General features: G+C 60.0%; 17 protein-coding genes. 13 read left to right on the plus strand and 4 right to left on the minus strand.

Translation table 11 applies throughout. The features are described from left to right. Positions 1-12 precede the first annotated feature (12 nt). Together dapC and GIR22_RS14490 are read left to right on the plus strand one after the other, a co-directional pair. Positions 13-1212, plus strand: a complete 1200-nt coding sequence (gene dapC / locus GIR22_RS14485; RefSeq protein WP_154743993.1) for a succinyldiaminopimelate transaminase — start codon at positions 13-15, stop codon at positions 1210-1212. Between the two features lie 121 nt (positions 1213-1333). Then, positions 1334-2044: a M12 family metallopeptidase gene (locus GIR22_RS14490; RefSeq protein ID WP_154743994.1), complete on the plus strand. Its 711-nt coding sequence runs from the start codon at positions 1334-1336 to the stop codon at positions 2042-2044. 24 nt (positions 2045-2068) lie between these two features. Here the strand turns inward: GIR22_RS14490 and GIR22_RS14495 are convergent, their stop codons facing one another. After that, entirely contained in the window at positions 2069-3712 is a 1644-nt protein-coding gene (locus GIR22_RS14495; protein ID WP_154743995.1) for a Na+/H+ antiporter, read from the minus strand. A gap of 276 nt (positions 3713-3988) precedes the next feature. Between GIR22_RS14495 and GIR22_RS14500 the strand changes: the two genes are divergently transcribed. From GIR22_RS14500 to GIR22_RS14515, 4 genes are all read left to right on the plus strand, one after another. Next, positions 3989-4297, plus strand: a complete 309-nt coding sequence (locus tag GIR22_RS14500; RefSeq protein WP_246208360.1) for an arsenate reductase — start codon at positions 3989-3991, stop codon at positions 4295-4297. Between the two features lie 33 nt (positions 4298-4330). Continuing rightward, positions 4331-5365, plus strand: coding sequence for a 2,3,4,5-tetrahydropyridine-2,6-dicarboxylate N-succinyltransferase (gene dapD, locus GIR22_RS14505; protein ID WP_154743997.1), 1035 nt, complete (start codon positions 4331-4333; stop codon positions 5363-5365). Positions 5366-5435: 70 nt separating this feature from the next. After that, positions 5436-6641 carry an aminotransferase class V-fold PLP-dependent enzyme gene (locus GIR22_RS14510; RefSeq protein WP_154743998.1) on the plus strand — a complete coding sequence of 402 codons (1206 nt, stop codon included), beginning with the start codon at positions 5436-5438 and terminating at the stop codon, positions 6639-6641. Further along, positions 6638-7048: a SufE family protein gene (locus tag GIR22_RS14515; RefSeq protein WP_154743999.1), complete on the plus strand. Its 411-nt coding sequence runs from the start codon at positions 6638-6640 to the stop codon at positions 7046-7048. Before GIR22_RS14510 ends, GIR22_RS14515 begins: the two co-directional genes overlap by 4 nt. A gap of 35 nt (positions 7049-7083) precedes the next feature. Here the strand turns inward: GIR22_RS14515 and tcdA are convergent, their stop codons facing one another. After that, positions 7084-7893, minus strand: coding sequence for a tRNA cyclic N6-threonylcarbamoyladenosine(37) synthase TcdA (gene tcdA / locus GIR22_RS14520; RefSeq protein WP_178122255.1), 810 nt, complete (start codon positions 7891-7893; stop codon positions 7084-7086). Between the two features lie 218 nt (positions 7894-8111). Here tcdA and GIR22_RS14525 point away from each other — a divergent pair, with 218 nt between their 5' ends. The 4 genes from GIR22_RS14525 to GIR22_RS14540 all read left to right on the plus strand — a co-directional run bounded on the left by GIR22_RS14525 (position 8112) and on the right by GIR22_RS14540 (position 13335). After that, positions 8112-10703: a glycosyltransferase gene (locus GIR22_RS14525; protein ID WP_154744001.1), complete on the plus strand. Its 2592-nt coding sequence runs from the start codon at positions 8112-8114 to the stop codon at positions 10701-10703. Positions 10704-10924: 221 nt separating this feature from the next. Further along, positions 10925-12076: a succinyl-diaminopimelate desuccinylase gene (gene dapE / locus GIR22_RS14530; RefSeq protein ID WP_154744002.1), complete on the plus strand. Its 1152-nt coding sequence runs from the start codon at positions 10925-10927 to the stop codon at positions 12074-12076. Next, positions 12076-12885 (plus strand): putative RNA methyltransferase, encoded by an 810-nt coding sequence (locus tag GIR22_RS14535; RefSeq protein WP_154744003.1) that lies wholly within the window; start codon positions 12076-12078, stop codon positions 12883-12885. Before dapE ends, GIR22_RS14535 begins: the two co-directional genes overlap by 1 nt. 72 nt (positions 12886-12957) lie before the next feature. Then, positions 12958-13335, plus strand: coding sequence for a hypothetical protein (locus tag GIR22_RS14540; protein WP_154744004.1), 378 nt, complete (start codon positions 12958-12960; stop codon positions 13333-13335). A 167-nt stretch (positions 13336-13502) separates the two neighbouring features. On the opposite strand, the gene GIR22_RS14545 is transcribed toward GIR22_RS14540, so the two are convergent. After that, positions 13503-13712 carry a cold-shock protein gene (locus GIR22_RS14545; RefSeq protein WP_017844724.1) on the minus strand — a complete coding sequence of 70 codons (210 nt, stop codon included), beginning with the start codon at positions 13710-13712 and terminating at the stop codon, positions 13503-13505. 179 nt (positions 13713-13891) lie between these two features. Here GIR22_RS14545 and plsB point away from each other — a divergent pair, with 179 nt between their 5' ends. The 3 genes from plsB to GIR22_RS14560 are packed head-to-tail and all read left to right on the plus strand — an operon-like array spanning position 13892 to position 17573. Then, positions 13892-16396, plus strand: coding sequence for a glycerol-3-phosphate 1-O-acyltransferase PlsB (gene plsB / locus GIR22_RS14550; RefSeq protein ID WP_154744005.1), 2505 nt, complete (start codon positions 13892-13894; stop codon positions 16394-16396). Between the two features lie 51 nt (positions 16397-16447). Then, positions 16448-16849, plus strand: coding sequence for a YbaY family lipoprotein (locus tag GIR22_RS14555; RefSeq protein ID WP_154744006.1), 402 nt, complete (start codon positions 16448-16450; stop codon positions 16847-16849). Positions 16850-16886: 37 nt separating this feature from the next. Continuing rightward, positions 16887-17573: a DUF4197 domain-containing protein gene (locus GIR22_RS14560; RefSeq protein ID WP_154744007.1), complete on the plus strand. Its 687-nt coding sequence runs from the start codon at positions 16887-16889 to the stop codon at positions 17571-17573. Positions 17574-17674: 101 nt separating this feature from the next. On the opposite strand, the gene GIR22_RS14565 is transcribed toward GIR22_RS14560, so the two are convergent. Continuing rightward, positions 17675-17902, minus strand: a complete 228-nt coding sequence (locus tag GIR22_RS14565) for a type III secretion protein (RefSeq protein WP_154744008.1) — start codon at positions 17900-17902, stop codon at positions 17675-17677. Positions 17903-18104: the final 202 nt, after the last annotated feature.

Raw genomic sequence — 18104 nt, forward strand, 5'->3', positions numbered from 1 at the left:
CGAGATCCACCGATGAACAACGCCCTGAACCAATTGCAGCCCTACCCGTTCGAGAAACTGCGCGTCCTGCTGGGCAGCGTCACGCCGAACCCGGACAAGCGCCCGATCGCGTTGTCCATCGGCGAACCCAAGCACAAGTCTCCGGCTTTCGTTGCCGAGGCCTTGGCCAGCAACCTCGACCAGATGGCAGTGTACCCGACCACCCTGGGCATCCCAGCCTTGCGCGAAGCCATTGGTGCCTGGTGCGAGCGCCGCTTCAACGTGCCCAAGGGCTGGCTGGACCCGGCGCGCAACATCCTGCCGGTCAACGGCACCCGCGAAGCGCTGTTCGCCTTCACCCAAACCGTGGTCAACCGTGGCGACGATGCGCTGGTGGTCAGCCCGAACCCGTTCTATCAGATCTACGAAGGCGCAGCCTTCCTCGCCGGGGCCAAACCGCACTACCTGCCATGCCTGGATGAAAACGGCTTCAACCCGGATTTCGATGCGGTCTCGGCCGACGTCTGGAAACGCTGCCAGATTCTGTTCCTGTGCTCCCCAGGCAACCCGACCGGCGCTCTGATCCCCGTCGCCACCCTGAAAAAGCTGATCGCCCTGGCTGACGAATACGATTTCGTGATCGCCGCCGACGAGTGCTACAGCGAACTGTATTTCGACGAACAAACCCCGCCGCCGGGCCTGCTCAGCGCCTGCGTCGAACTGGGTCGCCAGGACTTCAAGCGCTGCGTGGTGTTCCACAGCCTGTCCAAACGCTCCAACCTGCCGGGCCTGCGCTCGGGCTTCGTGGCCGGTGATGCCGAAATTCTCAAGGCTTTTCTGCTGTATCGCACCTACCACGGCTGCGCCATGCCGGTACAAACCCAACTGGCCAGCATTGCCGCCTGGCAGGACGAAGCTCACGTACAGGCCAACCGTGACCTGTACCGGGAAAAGTTCGACGCGGTGCTGGCGATTCTCAAGCCAGTATTGGACGTACAAAACCCGGACGGTGGCTTTTATCTGTGGCCGAATGTGAAAGGTGATGACGCAGCTTTTTGTCGCGACCTGTTCGAGGAAGAACACGTGACTGTGGTACCGGGTTCGTACCTGTCGCGGGAAGTCGACGGCCTCAACCCCGGCGCCGGACGCGTGCGTTTGGCACTGGTCGCGCCGCTGGCCGAATGTGTGGAGGCGGCGCACCGAATCAGCGCGTTTATCCTGCGTAAGCACTGACCGAAGGGCCTGTGCTGTTTGCGGACAGTTACAGGCCTATACAAACGGTTCCGGAACCTGTTTCGCCTTCAGGACGAATCAACAATCAGCTTCGTCTCTGATACGCAACAGGAGAAACGTCATGATCAGTGGTACTTACCTCGCCAGCCCCTCTCCACCGCCTAGTCATCCGCTAAACGACACCAGCGCCGCTCAAGCCGCCAGCCTTTCAAGAAATCGACGCAGTGTCGGCGAACCGGGTAAATACTGGCCGCAGAACAGCACCATTAAAATCACTATATATGACTGCCCAATGGACGATCCTTACGTGCAGGCGGTCAAAAATGCCGCCAGCCAGTGGCAGGCCCATATCAACCTGAACTTTGAATTTGTTTCTGGAGAAGACGGCGACGTTCGCATCACGCAGAACCTGCCTGGCGACAATAGTGGCGGCTCAGAAGTGGGAATCGACGCAAAAAACACATCACTCCCATACCCAACCATGAGCCTGCCGATGGATCATACGGCGGCCTCATTCGAACTGGTTGTGCTGCACGAATTCGGGCACATGCTGGGCGCCCATCACGAGCATCAACATCCCGATGCCAATATTCCCTGGAATCAGGCCAGCCTTGACGCGCGCTTCACGCCGCAACAGCAGCAAGTCAACTTCCTACCCCTGCCCCGCAACGATACCTATGATTTTTCGCCCTACGACGGCGACTCAGTCATGCATTACTCCATTGATCCCGCTTGGGTCACTGACAATACGTGGCGGTCGAGAAACGCGACGCTCAGCGCCGATGATATCGACTGGGCCAAGAAGGCCTACCCTAAACCGCCTGTTTCCTGAAACATCACAGGCTTGCGGCTGAGGCTACTTCTGCAACCCTAGATTGGCCTCACTCATATCCAGGTCCGCCAACACCTCCCGCAGTACGTCATCGCCAATCTGGTGCTGACGGCTCAGGTTGTACAGTTCAAGGCGCTGCGCCCGCAGAGCCTTAAGCCGCAACTTGCGTTCCAATTGATCCATCTGCAACGCCAGCGCCTGGGCTTCGGCCGAGTCGTTGAATACATCCAGTTGATGGCGGTATTCCGACATGAGCCTCGCCTTGAGTTCCGCCGCCAGCGCGGCCTGGGCGGCGTCCTGAGGCGCAGCGTCAGCCGGCTCCTCAACCTCAAGGGCATGAATCGCCGCCTCAGCGGTTTTCTTCCAGGCCTCGCGCACTTCGGCGTGGCGCTTGTCATCCGGACTTTTTTCAATCCCGCGCAGTAACAGCGGCAAAGCGATGCAGGCTGCCACCAATGACAGCAGAATCACCCCGGCGGCAATGAAAATCAAAAGGTCACGCTCGGCAAATGCCTGACCGGGCGCCATCAGCAACGGCACCGACATCACGCCCGCCAGGGTCACCGCTCCGCGCACGCCGCCCACCGTCAACAACCAGCAGGAACGGGCTGTGGGCACCAGCGTCAGCTCACCTTTACCGCGCAGGCGGCGCAGCAGGCCTGACAAGCGCCAGATGCTCTGCACCCAGATAAAACGCAGCACCAGCAACACCAGGAAGATCGCAATCACCTCCAGGCAGCGGTAGAACAAGGTTGGCCACAGTGTCGCCTCATGACTGGTGACGGCCTTGATGATGTCCGGCAGTTGCAAGCCCAGCAGCAGGAAGATAAGGCCGTTGAAGGCAAACTCCAGCAACGACCAGACGCTGCGGTTGAGCAAGCGCGTGCTGGTCTGGCGCGGCAGCAAATCGAGCCAACTTTGCATCATGCCCGCGGCCACCGCCGAGAGAATCCCCGAAGCTCCCAAACGCTCAGCCAGCACATAAGCGGCAAACGGCAGCAGCAACATAAACACTACATGGGTGGCCGGATCGTCCCAGCCCCGGGCAATCATCCAGGCCCGCAGGCGGCCCACCAGCCAACTCAAGGCCACGCCGGTGGCCAAGCCGCCAACCGCCACCAACACAAAGGTCAGACTGGCATCGGCCAGGGAAAATACCCCGGTCAGCGCCGCCACGAGGGCGAACTTGAAAGTCACAAGGCCCGTGGCATCATTCATCAAGGCTTCGCCCTGAAGCATATGCATCAACGGCGTGGGCAAGCGGTTCTGGGAAATCGCCGCCACCGCCACCGCGTCCGTCGGCGACAACACCGCCGCGAGGGCGAAGGCCACCGGCAGGGGAATGCTCGGCAACAACCAATGAATGAAATAACCGGCGCCCACCACGGTGAACAGCACCAGTCCCACCGCCAGGGTCAGAATCGGCCCACGCAAGCGCCACAAGGCGCGCTTGGGCATGCGCCAACCGTCGGAAAACAGCAGTGGCGGCAGAAACAGAAAAAGAAACAGCTCCGGGTCCAACGCCACATGCAGCCCCAGGGTCGGCCAGGCCAGCAAAGCTCCGGCGGCGATCTGGACCAACGGCAATGGCAATGGAATGACACGCCCTACCAAGCGCGAAACGCTGACCAGCATTAACAGGATAAGAACGGTGTAGGCGGTTTGCATAACGCGGGATTCCCAGGCAATCGACTTGCAACAACACATCAGGCAACAACTCGCCATTGTAGTGCCATATTAGCCGCCTATGCTGCCGCTGACCGTTGTACAAAAGTCGCACGCATAAACACCAAGGGGTGAGGATCGGCACCGATTCCTTCCGGTCGTGGCATAATCCGTGGTCTTTCGTTTCCTGTAGCGCTTTCCAGTGGCCCAAAGGGGGGCAATTCCTTGACCGTTTCAAGCAAAACATTGCACCTTTTCGGCATCAAAGCGTGCGACACCATGAAAAAGGCGCGCACCTGGCTCGAAGAGCACGGCATCAACTATGAGTTTCATGACTACAAAACGGTCGGTATCGACCGTGAACACTTGACCCAATGGTGCAACGAGCACGGTTGGCAGGTGGTTTTGAACCGTGCGGGCACCACCTTTCGCAAACTCGACGACGAACAAAAAGCCGATCTCGACCAAGCGAAAGCCATTGAATTGATGCTCGCACAACCCTCGATGATCAAGCGCCCGGTGCTTGATGTCGGTGACAGGACCCTGATTGGCTTCAAGCCAGATAGTTATTCGGCGGCCCTCAAGTAGGCCAGCCCATTTCATTTTTGTAGAGGTAACAGCATGTCCAACTCCCTATTCAGCCTGGGCTTCGGCGTCGGCACCCAGAACCGTCAAGGTGCCTGGCTGGAAGTGTTCTACGCACAACCCTTGCTCAATCCGTCGGCTGAAATCATCGCCGCCATCGCGCCAATCCTCGGTTACAGCGAAGGCAACCAGGCGATTACATTCACCATCGCCCAGGCTTCACAACTGGCTGATGCGCTCAAAGGCGTCGACGCTGCCCAAGCCGCCCTGCTCACCCGCCTGGCTGAAAGCCACAAGCCACTGGTTGCCACGCTGCTGGCCGAAGATGCCGCGCTGACGTCCACTCCCGAGGCCTACCTCAAGCTGCATTTACTCTCCCACCGCCTGGTCAAGCCCCATGGCCTGAGCCTGGCCGGCGTGTTCCCGCAACTGCCGAACGTCGCCTGGACCAGCCTGGGTGCCATCGACATCGCCGAGCTGTCCGAGCGCCAACTGGAAGCTCGCCTGCGTGGCGAGTTGCTGGAAGTATTCTCGGTGGACAAGTTCCCGAAAATGACCGACTACGTGGTGCCAAGCGGCGTGCGTATCGCTGATGCCGCGCGGATCCGCCTGGGCGCCTATGTGGGCGAAGGCACCACCGTGATGCACGAAGGTTTCGTCAACTTCAACGCCGGCACCGAAGGCCCAGGCATGATCGAAGGCCGCGTGTCGGCTGGCGTCTTCGTCGGCAAGGGCTCGGACCTGGGCGGCGGCTGCTCCACCATGGGCACTCTGTCAGGCGGCGGTAATATCGTGATCAAGGTCGGCGAAGGCTGCCTGATCGGCGCCAACGCCGGTATCGGTATCCCGCTGGGCGACCGCAACACCGTGGAGTCGGGCCTGTACGTGACCGCCGGGACCAAGGTGGCACTGCTCGACGAACAAAACCAACTGGTCAAGGTAGTCAAGGCTCGCGAGCTGGCTGGCCAGCCTGACCTATTGTTCCGCCGTAACTCCGAGACCGGTGCCGTGGAGTGCAAAACCCACAAATCGGCCATCGAACTGAACGCAGCGCTGCACGCTCACAACTAAGCAGCAACTCGATGCCACCGGAGTGGGCCGCGCCTCAACACGCGACCCACTCAAACGAGTCTTGAACACCATGCTTGTGCCCTCTCCCTGGCGCGCCGACTTTCCGGCCATCGCCACCCTGCAACGGCAAGACCAGACCTATCTGGACAACGCCGCCACCACGCAAAAACCTCAAGCCTTGTTGGACGCCATCAGCCATTACTACGCCAACGGCGCAGCCAATGTGCACCGCGCCCAGCATTTGCCCGGCGCCCACGCGACCCAGGCGTTTGAGAACAGCCGCATTAAGGTGGCGCAGTGGCTCAATGCTGGCGACGACGGGCAGATCATCTTCACCCACGGCGCAACTTCGGCGCTGAACCTCCTGGCCTACGGCCTCGAGCACCTTTTCAACCCGGGCGATGAGATTGTCATCAGCGCCCTGGAGCATCACGCTAATCTGCTGCCCTGGCAGCAGTTGGCCAAACGCCGCGAGCTCGAGTTGGTGGTATTGCCACTCGACCCCGACGGTTCTATCGACCTTGAGGCCGCCACCCGACTGATAGGCCCGCGTACTCGACTGCTGGCGGTGAGCCAGCTGTCCAACGTGCTCGGTGTCTGGCAGCCGGTGACACCTTTGCTGGCGATGGCCAAGGCCCACGATGCGTTGACCGTGGTCGATGGCGCCCAGGGCATTGTCCACGGCCGCCACGACGTACAAGCCATGGGCTGCGACTTCTATGTATTTTCCAGCCATAAGCTCTACGGCCCGGACGGCGTCGGCGTACTTTACGGCCGTACCGAAACCTTGCACCACCTGCGCCACTGGCAGTTTGGTGGCGAAATGGTGCAACAGGCTGATTATCACAGCGCCAGCTTTCGTCCGGCGCCCCTGGGCTTTGAAGCGGGAACACCGCCGATTGCCGGGGTGATTGGCCTAGGGGCAACCCTGGATTACCTGAGTTCGCTGGACCAACAGGCGGTAATGAGCCACGAAGCCGCGCTGCACGATTATCTGTTGCGGGGCTTGCAGGCACGCAACGGCGTGCGCCTGTTGGGTTCACCTCAAGTAGCGCTGGCCAGCTTCGTGGTAGACGGCGTGCATAACGCCGACCTTGCCCACCTGCTGACCGAACAAGGCATTTCCGTACGCGCCGGGCATCATTGTGCGATGCCATTACTTAAACACATGCAACTGCCCGGAGCGATCCGCGTGTCCCTGGCGTTGTACAACGATTCCGATGATCTGGAACGGTTCTTTGAAGCGCTGGATCAGGCATTGGGCCTGCTGCGATGAGCTTGCCCACGGAGGCAGTTGCCGCGCTGGAGGCTTTTCAAGCCGTCGGCAGTTGGGAGCAACGGGCGCGGCTGTTGATGCAATGGGGTGAGCGGTTGCCTGTGCTGCCTGACGCGGACAAGGTCGACGCCAATCTGGTGCAGGGCTGTGAAAGCCTGGTGTGGCTGGTGGGACACTTGCAAAACGGGCATTGGCAATTTGCCGCCAACAGCGAGGCACGGTTGATTCGTGGGCTGGTGGCGTTGCTGCTGGCGCGGGTCAATGGGCTGTCGACAGCCGAGTTGCAAGCCGTCGACTTGCCTGGCTGGTTTGAACGGCTGGGGCTGTCGCGGCAATTGTCACCGTCGCGCAGCAACGGCCTGAATGCAGTATTGCAGCGCATGCGGGAATTAAGCCGCGCCCCATGATCGTTGATCGTTCCTACCTGTGTGGGAACGATCACTCAGGTGGACTTGACCCGCTCCGAAGGCCTGCGCGCCCCCGCCACGATCTTGTCCACCGCTTTGGTCGCCGCCACCATGCCAAAGGTCGCGGTGACCATCATCACCGCGCCAAACCCACCGGCGCAGTCCAGCTTGACGCCGTCGCCCACAAAACTCTTCTGCAAACAGATGCTGCCGTCCGGCTTTGGATAGCGCAGTTGCTCCGTGGAAAACACACAGGGCACGCTGTAATGCCGGGTCACGGTGCGGGAAAAGCCATAGTCACGGCGTAAGGTGGAGCGCACTTTCGATGCCAACGGATCGTTGAAGGTGCGGTTCAAGTCGCAGACCTGAATCAGCGTCGGATCAATCTGCCCACCCGCACCGCCGGTGGTGATGATCTGGATCTTGCGCCGCTTGCACCAGGCAATCAGCGCCGCCTTGGCGTTGACGCTGTCGATGCAGTCGATCACGCAATCAATGTCGGGGGTGATGTACTCGGCCATGGTCTCGCGGGTGACAAAGTCCGCCACCGCATGCACGTTGCAGTCCGGATTGATCCCGCGCAAACGCTCGGCCATCACCGCCACCTTGGCCTTGCCCACGGTGCTGTCCAGCGCGTGCAGTTGGCGGTTGCTGTTGCTGACGCAGACATCGTCCAGGTCGAACAGCGAGATCTCGCCCACACCACAACGGGCGATGGCTTCCGCCGCCCAGGAGCCAACACCGCCGACACCGACGATCGCCACATGGGCCGCCTTCAAGCGTTCCAGGCCATCAATGCCATACAAGCGGGCGACGCCAGCAAACCGTGGATCTTCTGTACTCATGACCATTACCCCAAAAACCGGCGCGCATTATAGGGCTTCGCAGCGACAAGTTCGAAGCTTCAAGCTACAAGTAAAGAACTAAGCAGGGCTTTCGCAGACTAATGTCCGGTTTTTCTCGGCTTGCTGTACGGTCAGTGAAAGGCCAGTGTAGGATGCGCGCCGTTCGGCGCAGGCCGATACCTCTTTTCGTTCCACACCCTTTGGAACCCGAAATAGCTATGTCATCGCGTAAATTTGGACTCAACCTGGTGGTAGTGCTGGCAATTGCCGCGCTGTTCACCGGCTTCTGGGCGCTGGTCAATCGTCCGGTCACTGCCCCCAACTGGCCTGAACAGATCTCCGGATTTTCCTACTCGCCGTTCCAGCAAGGCCAGTACCCACAGAAAGACCAGTACCCGACCGACGAGCAGATGCATCGGGACCTTGAGATCATGAGCAAGTTGACGGACAGCATCCGTACCTACTCGGTCGACGGCCCTCTGGGGGATATCCCCAAGCTGGCGGAAGAACTCGGCCTGCGGGTGACCTTGGGGATATGGATCAGCCCGGACCTTGAGCGCAACGAGCGCGAGATCGAGCGCGCCATCGAAATCGCCAACAGTTCCCGGAGTGTGGTGCGGGTGGTGGTGGGCAACGAAGCCTTGTTCCGCGAAGAAATCACTCCCGAAGCGCTGATTGTCCTGCTTGATCGCGTGCGCGCCGCCGTCAAGGTGCCAGTGACCACCTCCGAGCAATGGCACATCTGGGAACATAACCCGCAACTGGCCAAGCATGTGGACCTGATCGCCGCGCACATTCTGCCGTACTGGGAACATATCCCTGTGGATAAGGCCGGGCAGTTTGTCCTCGACCGCGCCCGGGACCTGAAGAAGACCTTCCCGAAAAAGCCGCTGTTACTGTCCGAAGTTGGCTGGCCAAGCAATGGCCGAATGCGCGGCGGAGCGGATGCTTCCCCCGCAGACCAGGCGATTTACCTGCGCACGCTGGTGAACAAACTGAACCGCCAGGGCTACAACTATTTTGTGATCGAAGCCTTCGACCAGCCCTGGAAAGCCAGCGACGAAGGTTCGGTAGGCGCCTATTGGGGCGTGTTCAACGCCGCGCGCCAGCAAAAATTCAACTTTGAAGGCCCGGTTGTCGCGATTCCGCAATGGCGAGTGCTGGCCGTCGGCTCGGTGGTCCTGGCGCTACTGTCGCTGACCCTGCTGATGATCGACGGCTCGGCCTTGCGCCAACGTGGCCGAACCTTCCTGACCTTTACCGCGTTCCTTTGTGGTTCGGTACTGGTCTGGATCGGCTACGACTACAGCCAGCAATACAGCACCTGGTTCAGCCTGACAGTGGGGTTCCTGCTCGCGCTCGGCGCCCTCGGAGTGTTTATCGTGCTGCTGACCGAGGCTCACGAACTGGCGGAAGCGGTCTGGACTCACAAACGCCGTCGTGAATTCCTGCCCGTTGAAGGTAATTCGCACTACCGCCCGAAAGTCTCGATCCACGTGCCCTGCTACAACGAACCGCCGGAGATGGTCAAACAGACCCTCGACGCCCTGGCCGCGCTTGACTATCCGGATTATGAAGTCCTGATCATCGACAACAACACCAAGGATCCCGCCGTCTGGGAGCCGGTGCGCGACTACTGCGCCACCTTGGGCGAGCGCTTCAAGTTCTTCCATGTTGCACCCCTGGCGGGTTTCAAGGGCGGTGCGTTGAACTATTTGATCCCACACACCGCCAAGGATGCCGAAGTGATCGCGGTGATCGACTCGGACTACTGCGTCTCACCGAACTGGCTCAAACACATGGTGCCGCACTTCGCCGACCCGAAAATCGCCGTGGTGCAATCACCCCAGGATTATCGCGACCAGAACGAAAGTACCTTCAAGAAGCTGTGCTACGCCGAATACAAGGGCTTCTTCCATATCGGCATGGTTACCCGCAACGACCGTGATGCGATCATCCAACACGGCACCATGACCATGACCCGCCGCTCGGTGCTTGAAGAGCTGGGCTGGGCCGACTGGTGCATCTGCGAGGATGCCGAGCTGGGCCTGCGAGTCTTCGAAAAAGGCCTGTCGGCGGCGTATTACCATGACAGCTACGGCAAGGGCCTGATGCCCGATACCTTTATCGACTTCAAGAAACAGCGTTTCCGCTGGGCCTACGGGGCGATTCAGATCATCAAGCGCCATACCGCCAGCCTGCTGCGTGGCAAGGGCACCGAACTGACCCGTGGCCAGCGTTATCACTTCCTGGCGGGCTGGCTGCCCTGGGTGGCGGATGGCATGAACATCTTCTTCACCGTGGGTGCGCTGCTGTGGTCGGCGGCGATGATTATCGTGCCAACGCGGGTTGACCCGCCGCTGCTGATCTTTGCGATCCCGCCGCTGGCGCTATTTTTCTTCAAGGTCGGCAAGATTATCTTCCTCTACCGCCGCGCCGTTGGCGTGAACCTCAAGGATGCGTTCTGCGCGGCCCTGGCCGGCCTGGCGTTGTCCCACACCATCGCCAAGGCGGTGCTGTATGGCTTCTTCACCACCAGTATTCCGTTCTTTCGCACGCCAAAAAACGCCGATAACCACGGTTTCTGGGTAGCCATTTCCGAAGCCAGGGAAGAGATGTTCATCATGCTGCTGCTGTGGGGCGCTGCTTTGGGGATTTACCTGGTGCAAGGCCTGCCGAGCAATGACATGCGTTTCTGGGTGGTCATGTTGCTGGTGCAGTCACTGCCGTATGTGGCCGCGTTGATCATGGCATTTCTGTCGTCGCTGCCTAAACCTGCTGCGAAGCCTGTGCCTGCCACAGCAGCGTAAAAACCTGTGCAATGCACTAAACGGCGGCCTCTGGTCGCCGTTTTGCTATAAGATAACGGCCCTTTTGTGCGCCTTGCACATGACTGTAGGAGCGAGCTTGCTCGCGAAAATCGTTAACGGTATCGCGCGCATCCTGGAAGTACGCGGTGCCCTTGCGTTTTTCGCGAGTAAACTCGCTCCTACAATTTGAACGTCGCCGCCTCGATTTTCGGAGTTCCCCCATGACGGCCCATGCCGACCTTTCGCCGACCCTCCAACTCGCCATCGACCTGATCCGTCGCCCGTCGGTGACCCCGGTCGACGCCGATTGCCAGAAGCTGATGATGCAGCGATTAGGCGACGCCGGCTTCCACCTCGAGCCAATGCGCATCGAGGATGTGGACAACTTCTGGGCCACTCACGGCAAGCACGAAGGCCCAGTACTGTGCTTCGCCGGCCACACCGACGTGGTGCCCACCGGCCCGGTGCAGGCTTGGCAGAACGATCCGTTCGACGCACTGATCGATGAAAACGGCATGCTTTGCGGCCGTGGCGCGGCGGACATGAAAGGCAGCCTGGCTGCGATGCTGGTGGCCTCGGAGCGCTTCGTGAAGGACTATCCGGACCACAAGGGTTCGGTGGCGTTCCTGATCACCAGCGACGAAGAAGGCCCGGCACACCATGGCACCAAAGCCGTGATCGAGCGCCTGGCGGCGCGCAAGGAGCGTCTGGACTGGTGCATCGTCGGCGAGCCGTCGAGCACCACCCTGGTGGGTGACGTGGTGAAAAACGGCCGTCGTGGCTCCCTCGGTGCCACCCTGACCGTGCGCGGCGTGCAAGGCCACGTGGCCTACCCGCACCTGGCGAAGAACCCGATCCATCTGGTGGCACCGGCCCTGGCCGAATTGGCTGCCGAGCACTGGGATGATGGCAACACGTTCTTCCCGCCCACCAGCTTCCAGATTTCCAACCTCAATTCCGGCACCGGCGCCACCAATGTGATCCCCGGTGACCTGACGGCAGTGTTCAACTTCCGCTTCTCTACCGAGTCCACCGTCGAAGGCCTGCAGCAGCGGGTCGCAGCGATTTTCGACAAACATGGCCTGGACTGGCATGTGGAATGGGCGCTGTCGGGCCTGCCGTTCCTCACCGAGCCGGGCGCGCTGCTGGATGCTGTCTCCCTCAGCATCAAGGCGGTCACCGGTCGCGAAACCAAGGCTTCCACCAGCGGCGGCACCTCCGATGGGCGCTTCATTGCGACCCTCGGCACACAGGTGGTGGAATTGGGTCCGGTCAATGCGACGATCCATCAGGTCAACGAGCGCATCCTCGCCAGCGACCTCGATGTGCTGACCGAAATCTACTACCAGACCCTGATCAAGTTGCTCGCCTGATGCTCGCCTGTCCCATTTGCAGCGCGCCGTTGAACGACATGGACAACGGCGTGGCCTGCCCGGCGGGCCATCGTTTCGACCGGGCGCGCCAGGGCTACCTGAACCTGTTGCCGGTGCAGCACAAGAACAGCCGCGACCCGGGCGACAACCTGGCGATGGTTGAAGCCCGTCGCGACTTTCTCAACGCCGGGCATTACGCACCGGTGGCCAGGCGCCTGGCCGAGTTGGCCGCGCAGCGCAAACCCCAGCGCTGGCTGGACATCGGTTGCGGCGAGGGTTACTACACCGCGCAAATCGCCGACGCCCTGTTGCGCGCCGATGGCTATGCCCTGGATATCTCCAAGGAAGCGGTCAAGCGCGCCTGCAAACGCAATCCTACGCTGACCTGGTTGATCGCCAGCATGGCCCGTGTGCCGCTGGCCGATGCCAGTTGCCAGTTTCTCGCCAGCGTGTTCAGCCCGCTGGACTGGCTGGAGGCCAAGCGCCTGCTCAGCCCCGGTGGCGGCCTGATGAAGGTCGGACCGACCCGCGGCCACCTGATGGAACTGCGCGAGCGCCTCTACGACGAAGTGCGTGAATACACTGATGACAAGCACCTGGCCCTGGTGCCGGAAGGCATGAGCCTGCAACACAGCGAAACCCTGGAGTTCAGACTCAGCCTGGCCGACCCCAAAGACCGCGCCAACCTGCTGGCCATGACGCCCCATGGCTGGCGCGCCAGCGCCGAGCGCCGGGCCCAGGTCATCGAACACGCCGAACCGCTGCTGGTCACGGTGTCGATGCGCTACGATTATTTCGTGCTTCAATAACCGACTTCCGGGCGCTACAGCCCACCCTGAATCCGCGAATGGATTTTCAAAATCCCGCAACGAGGAACATCCATGCGCCAACCTGATATCGAGATTTACCTCAAGGACACCGACGTCGACTACAAGGCCATCGCCGCCTGGCTAGGCGCCGCGCTGGGGCCTTGCACCGACTGGGTGCAGAAGGGCCAGACCTACAAGTGCAAGGCCGGTAACGTACCTGTCACCTGGCTGCCCAAGGCTGTGGGCAAATGGAACAGCCTGTACCTGGAAAGCGACCAGACCCCATGGGAAGACGACATCGCTTGCGCTCGTGCAGCCTTCAGCGCATTGAACGTCGAAGTGCGCTGCGCGCCGGGAAGCTGGGTCGAGGAAGAAGGTGAAGACAGCGCTGACACCTGGATTCGTATCAGCGAAGACGGTGAAGAACAGATCACCTGGAAGACGGCATAAGAGCAGCGGCAGGTTCAAGCTGCCAGATGAAGACGCTCCCACGCTCTGCGAGGGAATGCAGCCTGTGACGCTCCGCGTCACGATTCAAAGCGGACGCGGAGCGTCCAGAGAGGCGTTCCCACGCGGAGCGTGGGAACAACCAAAGCGCTGGCAGCTTGCCGCTGTCTTTACAGCCCCACCACGTCCTCAGCCTGCAAGCCCTTCTCGCCGCTCACCACGGCGTATTCCACCTGCTGCCCTTCGGCCAGCGAGCGGTGCCCTTCACCACGAATAGCGCGGTAGTGGACAAACACATCCTTGCCGTCTTCACGCTGAATAAAGCCATAGCCTTTGGCATCATTGAACCACTTCACATTACCGGTCTCGCGCGTTGTCATCTGTTTACTCCCACTTGCATTTTATTGTTGAGTCAGTGCAATTGAACTGCCGAGTATATGACAGGCTCAAAAACCTTCAACTCCAGTTTACTTCGGCGCTTTTTGCCGATTTTCGATGAATACGGCACACTAGCGGCCCGAGCAACTGCTCGGTTTTCCTCACTCAAAGCAGCACGCCTATGACCCGCTCCCCGTTCCGCCGCCTGGTGTTTGGCACCTTGCGCCGACTGTTGTACCTCTGGGTTCGCTCGGAGACGATCAACCAGTCGTCTCTTACCCTCAACCTGGACCTCAGCCGGCCGGTGTTTTACGTGCTGCAATCGCCCTCGCTCACAGAGTTGGCCGTCGTCGATACCGAGTGCACCAAGGCCGGCCTGCCGCGCCCGGTGCTGCCGGTGTCGGTTGGCCCGCTGTTGGAGCCTGCGGCATTCTTCTACCTCACGCCGGCCCCGGACTGGCTTGGCCGCCAAGACAAGCGCGGCGCGCCGCCGACCCTGACGCGACTGGTCAACACCTTGACCGAACACGCCGAAGAGAATGCACAAATCATTCCGGTCAGCGTGTTCTGGGGCCAGTCGCCAGCCAGCGAATCGAGCCCCTGGAAGCTGCTGTTCGCCGATAGCTGGGCCGTCACCGGCCGCCTGCGCCGACTGCTGGGCATCCTGATCCTGGGGCGCAAGACCCGGGTGCAATTCTCCGCGCCCATCAACCTGCGTGAATTGATCGAGCACAATAAAGGCCACGAACGCACCGTGCGCATGGCCCAACGCATCCTGCGGGTACACTTTCGCAACCTGAAGACCGCCGTGATCGGCCCCGACTTGTCCCACCGGCGCAATCTGGTGAAGGGCCTGGTCAATATGCCGCTGGTACGCCAGGCGATCCTCGACGAAGCCGAACGGGAAAACATCACCCCGGAAAAAGCCAAGGCCCAAGCCCTGCGCTACGGCAACGAAATCGCTTCGGACTACACCTACACCGCGATCCGCTTCCTGGAAGTGGTGCTGAGCTGGTTCTGGAACAAGATCTACGACGGCATCAAGGTCAACAACATCGAAGGTGTGCAAAAGGTCGCCCAGGGTTACGAGGTGATCTATGTACCCTGCCACCGCAGTCATATCGACTACCTGTTGCTGTCCTACTTGCTGTTCAAAAACGGCCTGACCCCACCGCACGTCGCCGCCGGGATCAACCTCAACATGCCGGTGATCGGCAGCCTGCTGCGCCGTGGCGGGGCATTTTTCATGCGTCGCACGTTCAAGGGCAACCCGCTGTACACCTCGGTGTTCAACGAATACCTGCATACACTGTTCACCAAAGGCTTCCCGGTGGAGTACTTCGTCGAGGGCGGGCGCTCGCGCACCGGGCGCATGCTGCAACCGAAAACCGGGATGCTGGCGATTACCCTGCGCAGTTTCCTGCGCTCTTCGCGCATGCCGATTGTATTTGTGCCGGTGTATATCGGTTATGAACGCGTGCTGGAGGGCCGCACCTACCTTGGCGAGCTTCGCGGCGCGAGTAAAAAGAAAGAGTCGATTTTTGACATCTTCAAGGTCATTGGCGCCTTGAAGCAGCGCTTCGGCCAGGTCGCGGTCAATTTCGGCGAACCGATCAAGCTGGCAGAGTTCCTCGATCAGGAACAACCGGACTGGCGCACCCAGGAGTTGGGCCCGAACTTCAAGCCGGCCTGGCTGAATGAAACCACCAACCGTCTCGGTGAGCGCGTGGCCCAGCATCTCAATGAAGCCGCGGCAATCAATCCGGTCAACCTGGTGGCCCTGGCGTTGCTGTCCACCAGCCGCCTGGCCCTGGACGACCAGTCCATGGCGCGGGTGCTGGATTTGTACCTGGCGCTGCTGCGCAAGGTGCCCTACTCGCCGCATACCACCCTGCCCGAGGGCGATGGCCAGGCGCTGATCAAATACGTCAAGGACATGCACCTGTTGTCGGAACAGAGCGACGCCTTGGGCAAGATTCTGTACCTGGACGAGCAAAATGCCGTCCTGATGACCTACTACCGCAACAACGTACTGCATATCTTCGCCCTGCCCGCGCTGCTGGCCAGTTTCTTCCAGAGCAGCTCGCGCATGAGCCGCGAACAGATCCTGCGCTACACCCGGGCGCTCTATCCGTACCTGCAATCGGAGTTGTTTATCCGCTGGTCCCTGGATGAGTTGGACGCCGTGGTCGATCAGTGGCTCGAAGCCCTCGTCGAGCAAGGACTGCTGCGCTTTGAAAACAACATCTACCTGCGCCCGGCGCCGAGTTCACGCAACTTTGTGTTGCTGACCCTGCTGTCCAAAAGCATCGCCCAGACCCTGCAACGCTTCTACATGGCCATCTCGCTCCTGCTCAACAGCGGCCAGAACAGCATCAGTGCCGAAGAGCTGGAAGACTTGTGCACGGTCATGGCCCAGCGCTTGTCGATCCTGCATGGCCTGAATGCCCCGGAGTTTTTCGACAAGAGCCTTTTCCGACATTTTATCCAGACGCTGCTGGAGCAAGATGTGCTGCGCCGCGATGAAGCCGGCAAATTGAGTTACCACGACCTGCTCGGCGAACTGGCTGAAGGTGCCGCCAAACGGGTGCTGTCGGCAGAGATTCGCCTGTCGATTCGCCAGGTAGCCTTGCATCGTAATGAAGAGGTGGCAGATAAGGCGGTAGCCACTGAAGAAACCCGCTAGATTTACCCTGGCGCCAGGATATTTCTGGCGCCGTTGACAAGGAGTTTCACCATGAAAAAAATCATCCTCCTGGGCCTGACCGCCTTGCTGGGAGCTTGCCAAACCATGAACCCCACTACCACAGCCAGCCTCGACGGCGAAGTGTTCTACCTGCAACGTATCGCGCTGCCGCCGTCCGCGACCTTGAGTGTCAGCCTGCAAGACGTGTCGCTGATGGATGCTCCAGCCGTAACGCTGGCCGAGCAGAAAGGCCCGGTCAAAGGCCAGGTGCCGCTGCCGTTTCACTTGAGCTACGACCCGGCCCAGGTCAAACCCGGCCACAGTTATTCGGTCAGCGCTCGCATCGAGCTGGATGGCAAGCTACTGTTTATCACCACCGAACGGCATTCAGTGCAGCTCAATGGCCAGGATCCACAGCCGTTGCGCCTGCGCGTCGATGCCGTCGCACACTGATTTAACGCCAGACTCAATCGAATATAAGGAAGCCTCCATGCTCCGTAACCCTCTTCGCCTTACTGCCCTATGCGCCGGCCTGCTGCTCGGCGCCAATGCCATGGCCTTGTCCCTGGGTGATCTCTCTCAGGGCGACGCCACGGGCGGCCTCAAGGATGCCTTGACCCAGGGTGCGCAGATTGCCGTCAAGCAACTGGGCGTACCGGGTGGTTTCAGCAATAACCCCGAGGTAAAAATCGGCTTGCCGGGCAAATTGGATAAAGCCGCCGGTGCGCTGAAAATGCTCGGCATGGGCGACCAGCTCACGCAACTGGAAACCAGCATGAACACGGCCGCTGAATCCGCCGTTGTTCAGGCCCAGCCGATTCTGGTGGATGCCGTGAAAAAGATGAGCGTGAGCGATGCCAAGGGCATTCTCAGCGGTGGCCAGGATTCGGCGACCCAGTATCTGGACAAGAGCAGCCGCGATCAGATCCGCGCCAAGTTCCTGCCAATCGTCAAGCAGTCCACCGACAAGGTCGGCGTGGCCCAGCAGTACAACGCCCTCGCCAAAAAAGCGCCCATGGGCTTGCTGGGCGACAAGAGCGCCAGCATCGAAAACTACGTGACCGAGCAGGCACTGGACGGGTTGTTCAAGATGATCGCCCAGCAGGAAGAGACTATTCGCAAGGATCCGGCAGCAGCAGCTACCAGCCTGGCCAAGAAAGTGTTCGGGACGTTATAACCCAGAGGCTGGGATTTACCGTCAAAATGCAAACGCCCCGATAGCTTCGGGGCGTTTGCATTTGCTGAACATGAAAACAAGCACGTTCCCAATCAAGGCATTCAGCGACTGACGAGGGTGTTGGTGTTGCTGTTATTAATCATAATATTGTTTTGCGGCTGCGGATGACCGTAGTTAACGGATGCAGATGTAAGAGACTGCATTTTTGTTTCAAGCTCACGCAGGCGCGCAGAGTCGCCAGGTTTATTTTGCTGGCAGTGCTGTTGGTTGGAACCACCACCTAACAGTTTGCCAAATCCCATATAGAAATTGCCCAATGCTTGTAACATCACCTTATATCCACCTCTATGAGTTTCCGGGAATCCTTACTCTTCCGATCAAACCGACAGAATAAAGCACCTGCCTATCAGGTAACCTTATGTGGTACAGACGAAAAAAAGGTTCCCTCTCAACTTTCCAAACAAGGCGTTCGGCACTTTATAAGGCCTTCAAGAAAACCGCCTATCAGGCAAGTCACTACTCAGACCGTTA

The sequence above is a fragment of the Pseudomonas karstica genome, from assembly GCF_009707515.1.
GTDB classification, from domain to species: Bacteria; Pseudomonadota; Gammaproteobacteria; order Pseudomonadales; family Pseudomonadaceae; genus Aquipseudomonas; species Aquipseudomonas karstica.

What these genes read in the sequence shown, in the direction of transcription:
- GIR22_RS14500 (WP_246208360.1), top strand. Translation starts at nt 3,989, where the DNA reads ATGAAAAAGGCGCGCACCTGGCTCGAAGAGCACGGCATCAACTATGAG.
- plsB (WP_154744005.1), top strand. Translation starts at nt 13,892, where the DNA reads ATGACCCGCTCCCCGTTCCGCCGCCTGGTGTTTGGCACCTTGCGCCGA.
- GIR22_RS14510 (WP_154743998.1), top strand. Translation starts at nt 5,436, where the DNA reads ATGCTTGTGCCCTCTCCCTGGCGCGCCGACTTTCCGGCCATCGCCACC.
- GIR22_RS14540 (WP_154744004.1), top strand. Translation starts at nt 12,958, where the DNA reads ATGCGCCAACCTGATATCGAGATTTACCTCAAGGACACCGACGTCGAC.
- GIR22_RS14560 (WP_154744007.1), top strand. Translation starts at nt 16,887, where the DNA reads ATGCTCCGTAACCCTCTTCGCCTTACTGCCCTATGCGCCGGCCTGCTG.
- tcdA (WP_178122255.1), bottom strand. Translation starts at nt 7,893, where the DNA reads ATGAGTACAGAAGATCCACGGTTTGCTGGCGTCGCCCGCTTGTATGGC.
- GIR22_RS14555 (WP_154744006.1), top strand. Translation starts at nt 16,448, where the DNA reads ATGAAAAAAATCATCCTCCTGGGCCTGACCGCCTTGCTGGGAGCTTGC.
- dapC (WP_154743993.1), top strand. Translation starts at nt 13, where the DNA reads ATGAACAACGCCCTGAACCAATTGCAGCCCTACCCGTTCGAGAAACTG.
- GIR22_RS14525 (WP_154744001.1), top strand. Translation starts at nt 8,112, where the DNA reads ATGTCATCGCGTAAATTTGGACTCAACCTGGTGGTAGTGCTGGCAATT.
- dapD (WP_154743997.1), top strand. Translation starts at nt 4,331, where the DNA reads ATGTCCAACTCCCTATTCAGCCTGGGCTTCGGCGTCGGCACCCAGAAC.
- dapE (WP_154744002.1), top strand. Translation starts at nt 10,925, where the DNA reads ATGACGGCCCATGCCGACCTTTCGCCGACCCTCCAACTCGCCATCGAC.
- GIR22_RS14495 (WP_154743995.1), bottom strand. Translation starts at nt 3,712, where the DNA reads ATGCAAACCGCCTACACCGTTCTTATCCTGTTAATGCTGGTCAGCGTT.
- GIR22_RS14545 (WP_017844724.1), bottom strand. Translation starts at nt 13,712, where the DNA reads ATGACAACGCGCGAGACCGGTAATGTGAAGTGGTTCAATGATGCCAAA.
- GIR22_RS14565 (WP_154744008.1), bottom strand. Translation starts at nt 17,902, where the DNA reads ATGTTACAAGCATTGGGCAATTTCTATATGGGATTTGGCAAACTGTTA.
- GIR22_RS14515 (WP_154743999.1), top strand. Translation starts at nt 6,638, where the DNA reads ATGAGCTTGCCCACGGAGGCAGTTGCCGCGCTGGAGGCTTTTCAAGCC.
- GIR22_RS14490 (WP_154743994.1), top strand. Translation starts at nt 1,334, where the DNA reads ATGATCAGTGGTACTTACCTCGCCAGCCCCTCTCCACCGCCTAGTCAT.
- GIR22_RS14535 (WP_154744003.1), top strand. Translation starts at nt 12,076, where the DNA reads ATGCTCGCCTGTCCCATTTGCAGCGCGCCGTTGAACGACATGGACAAC.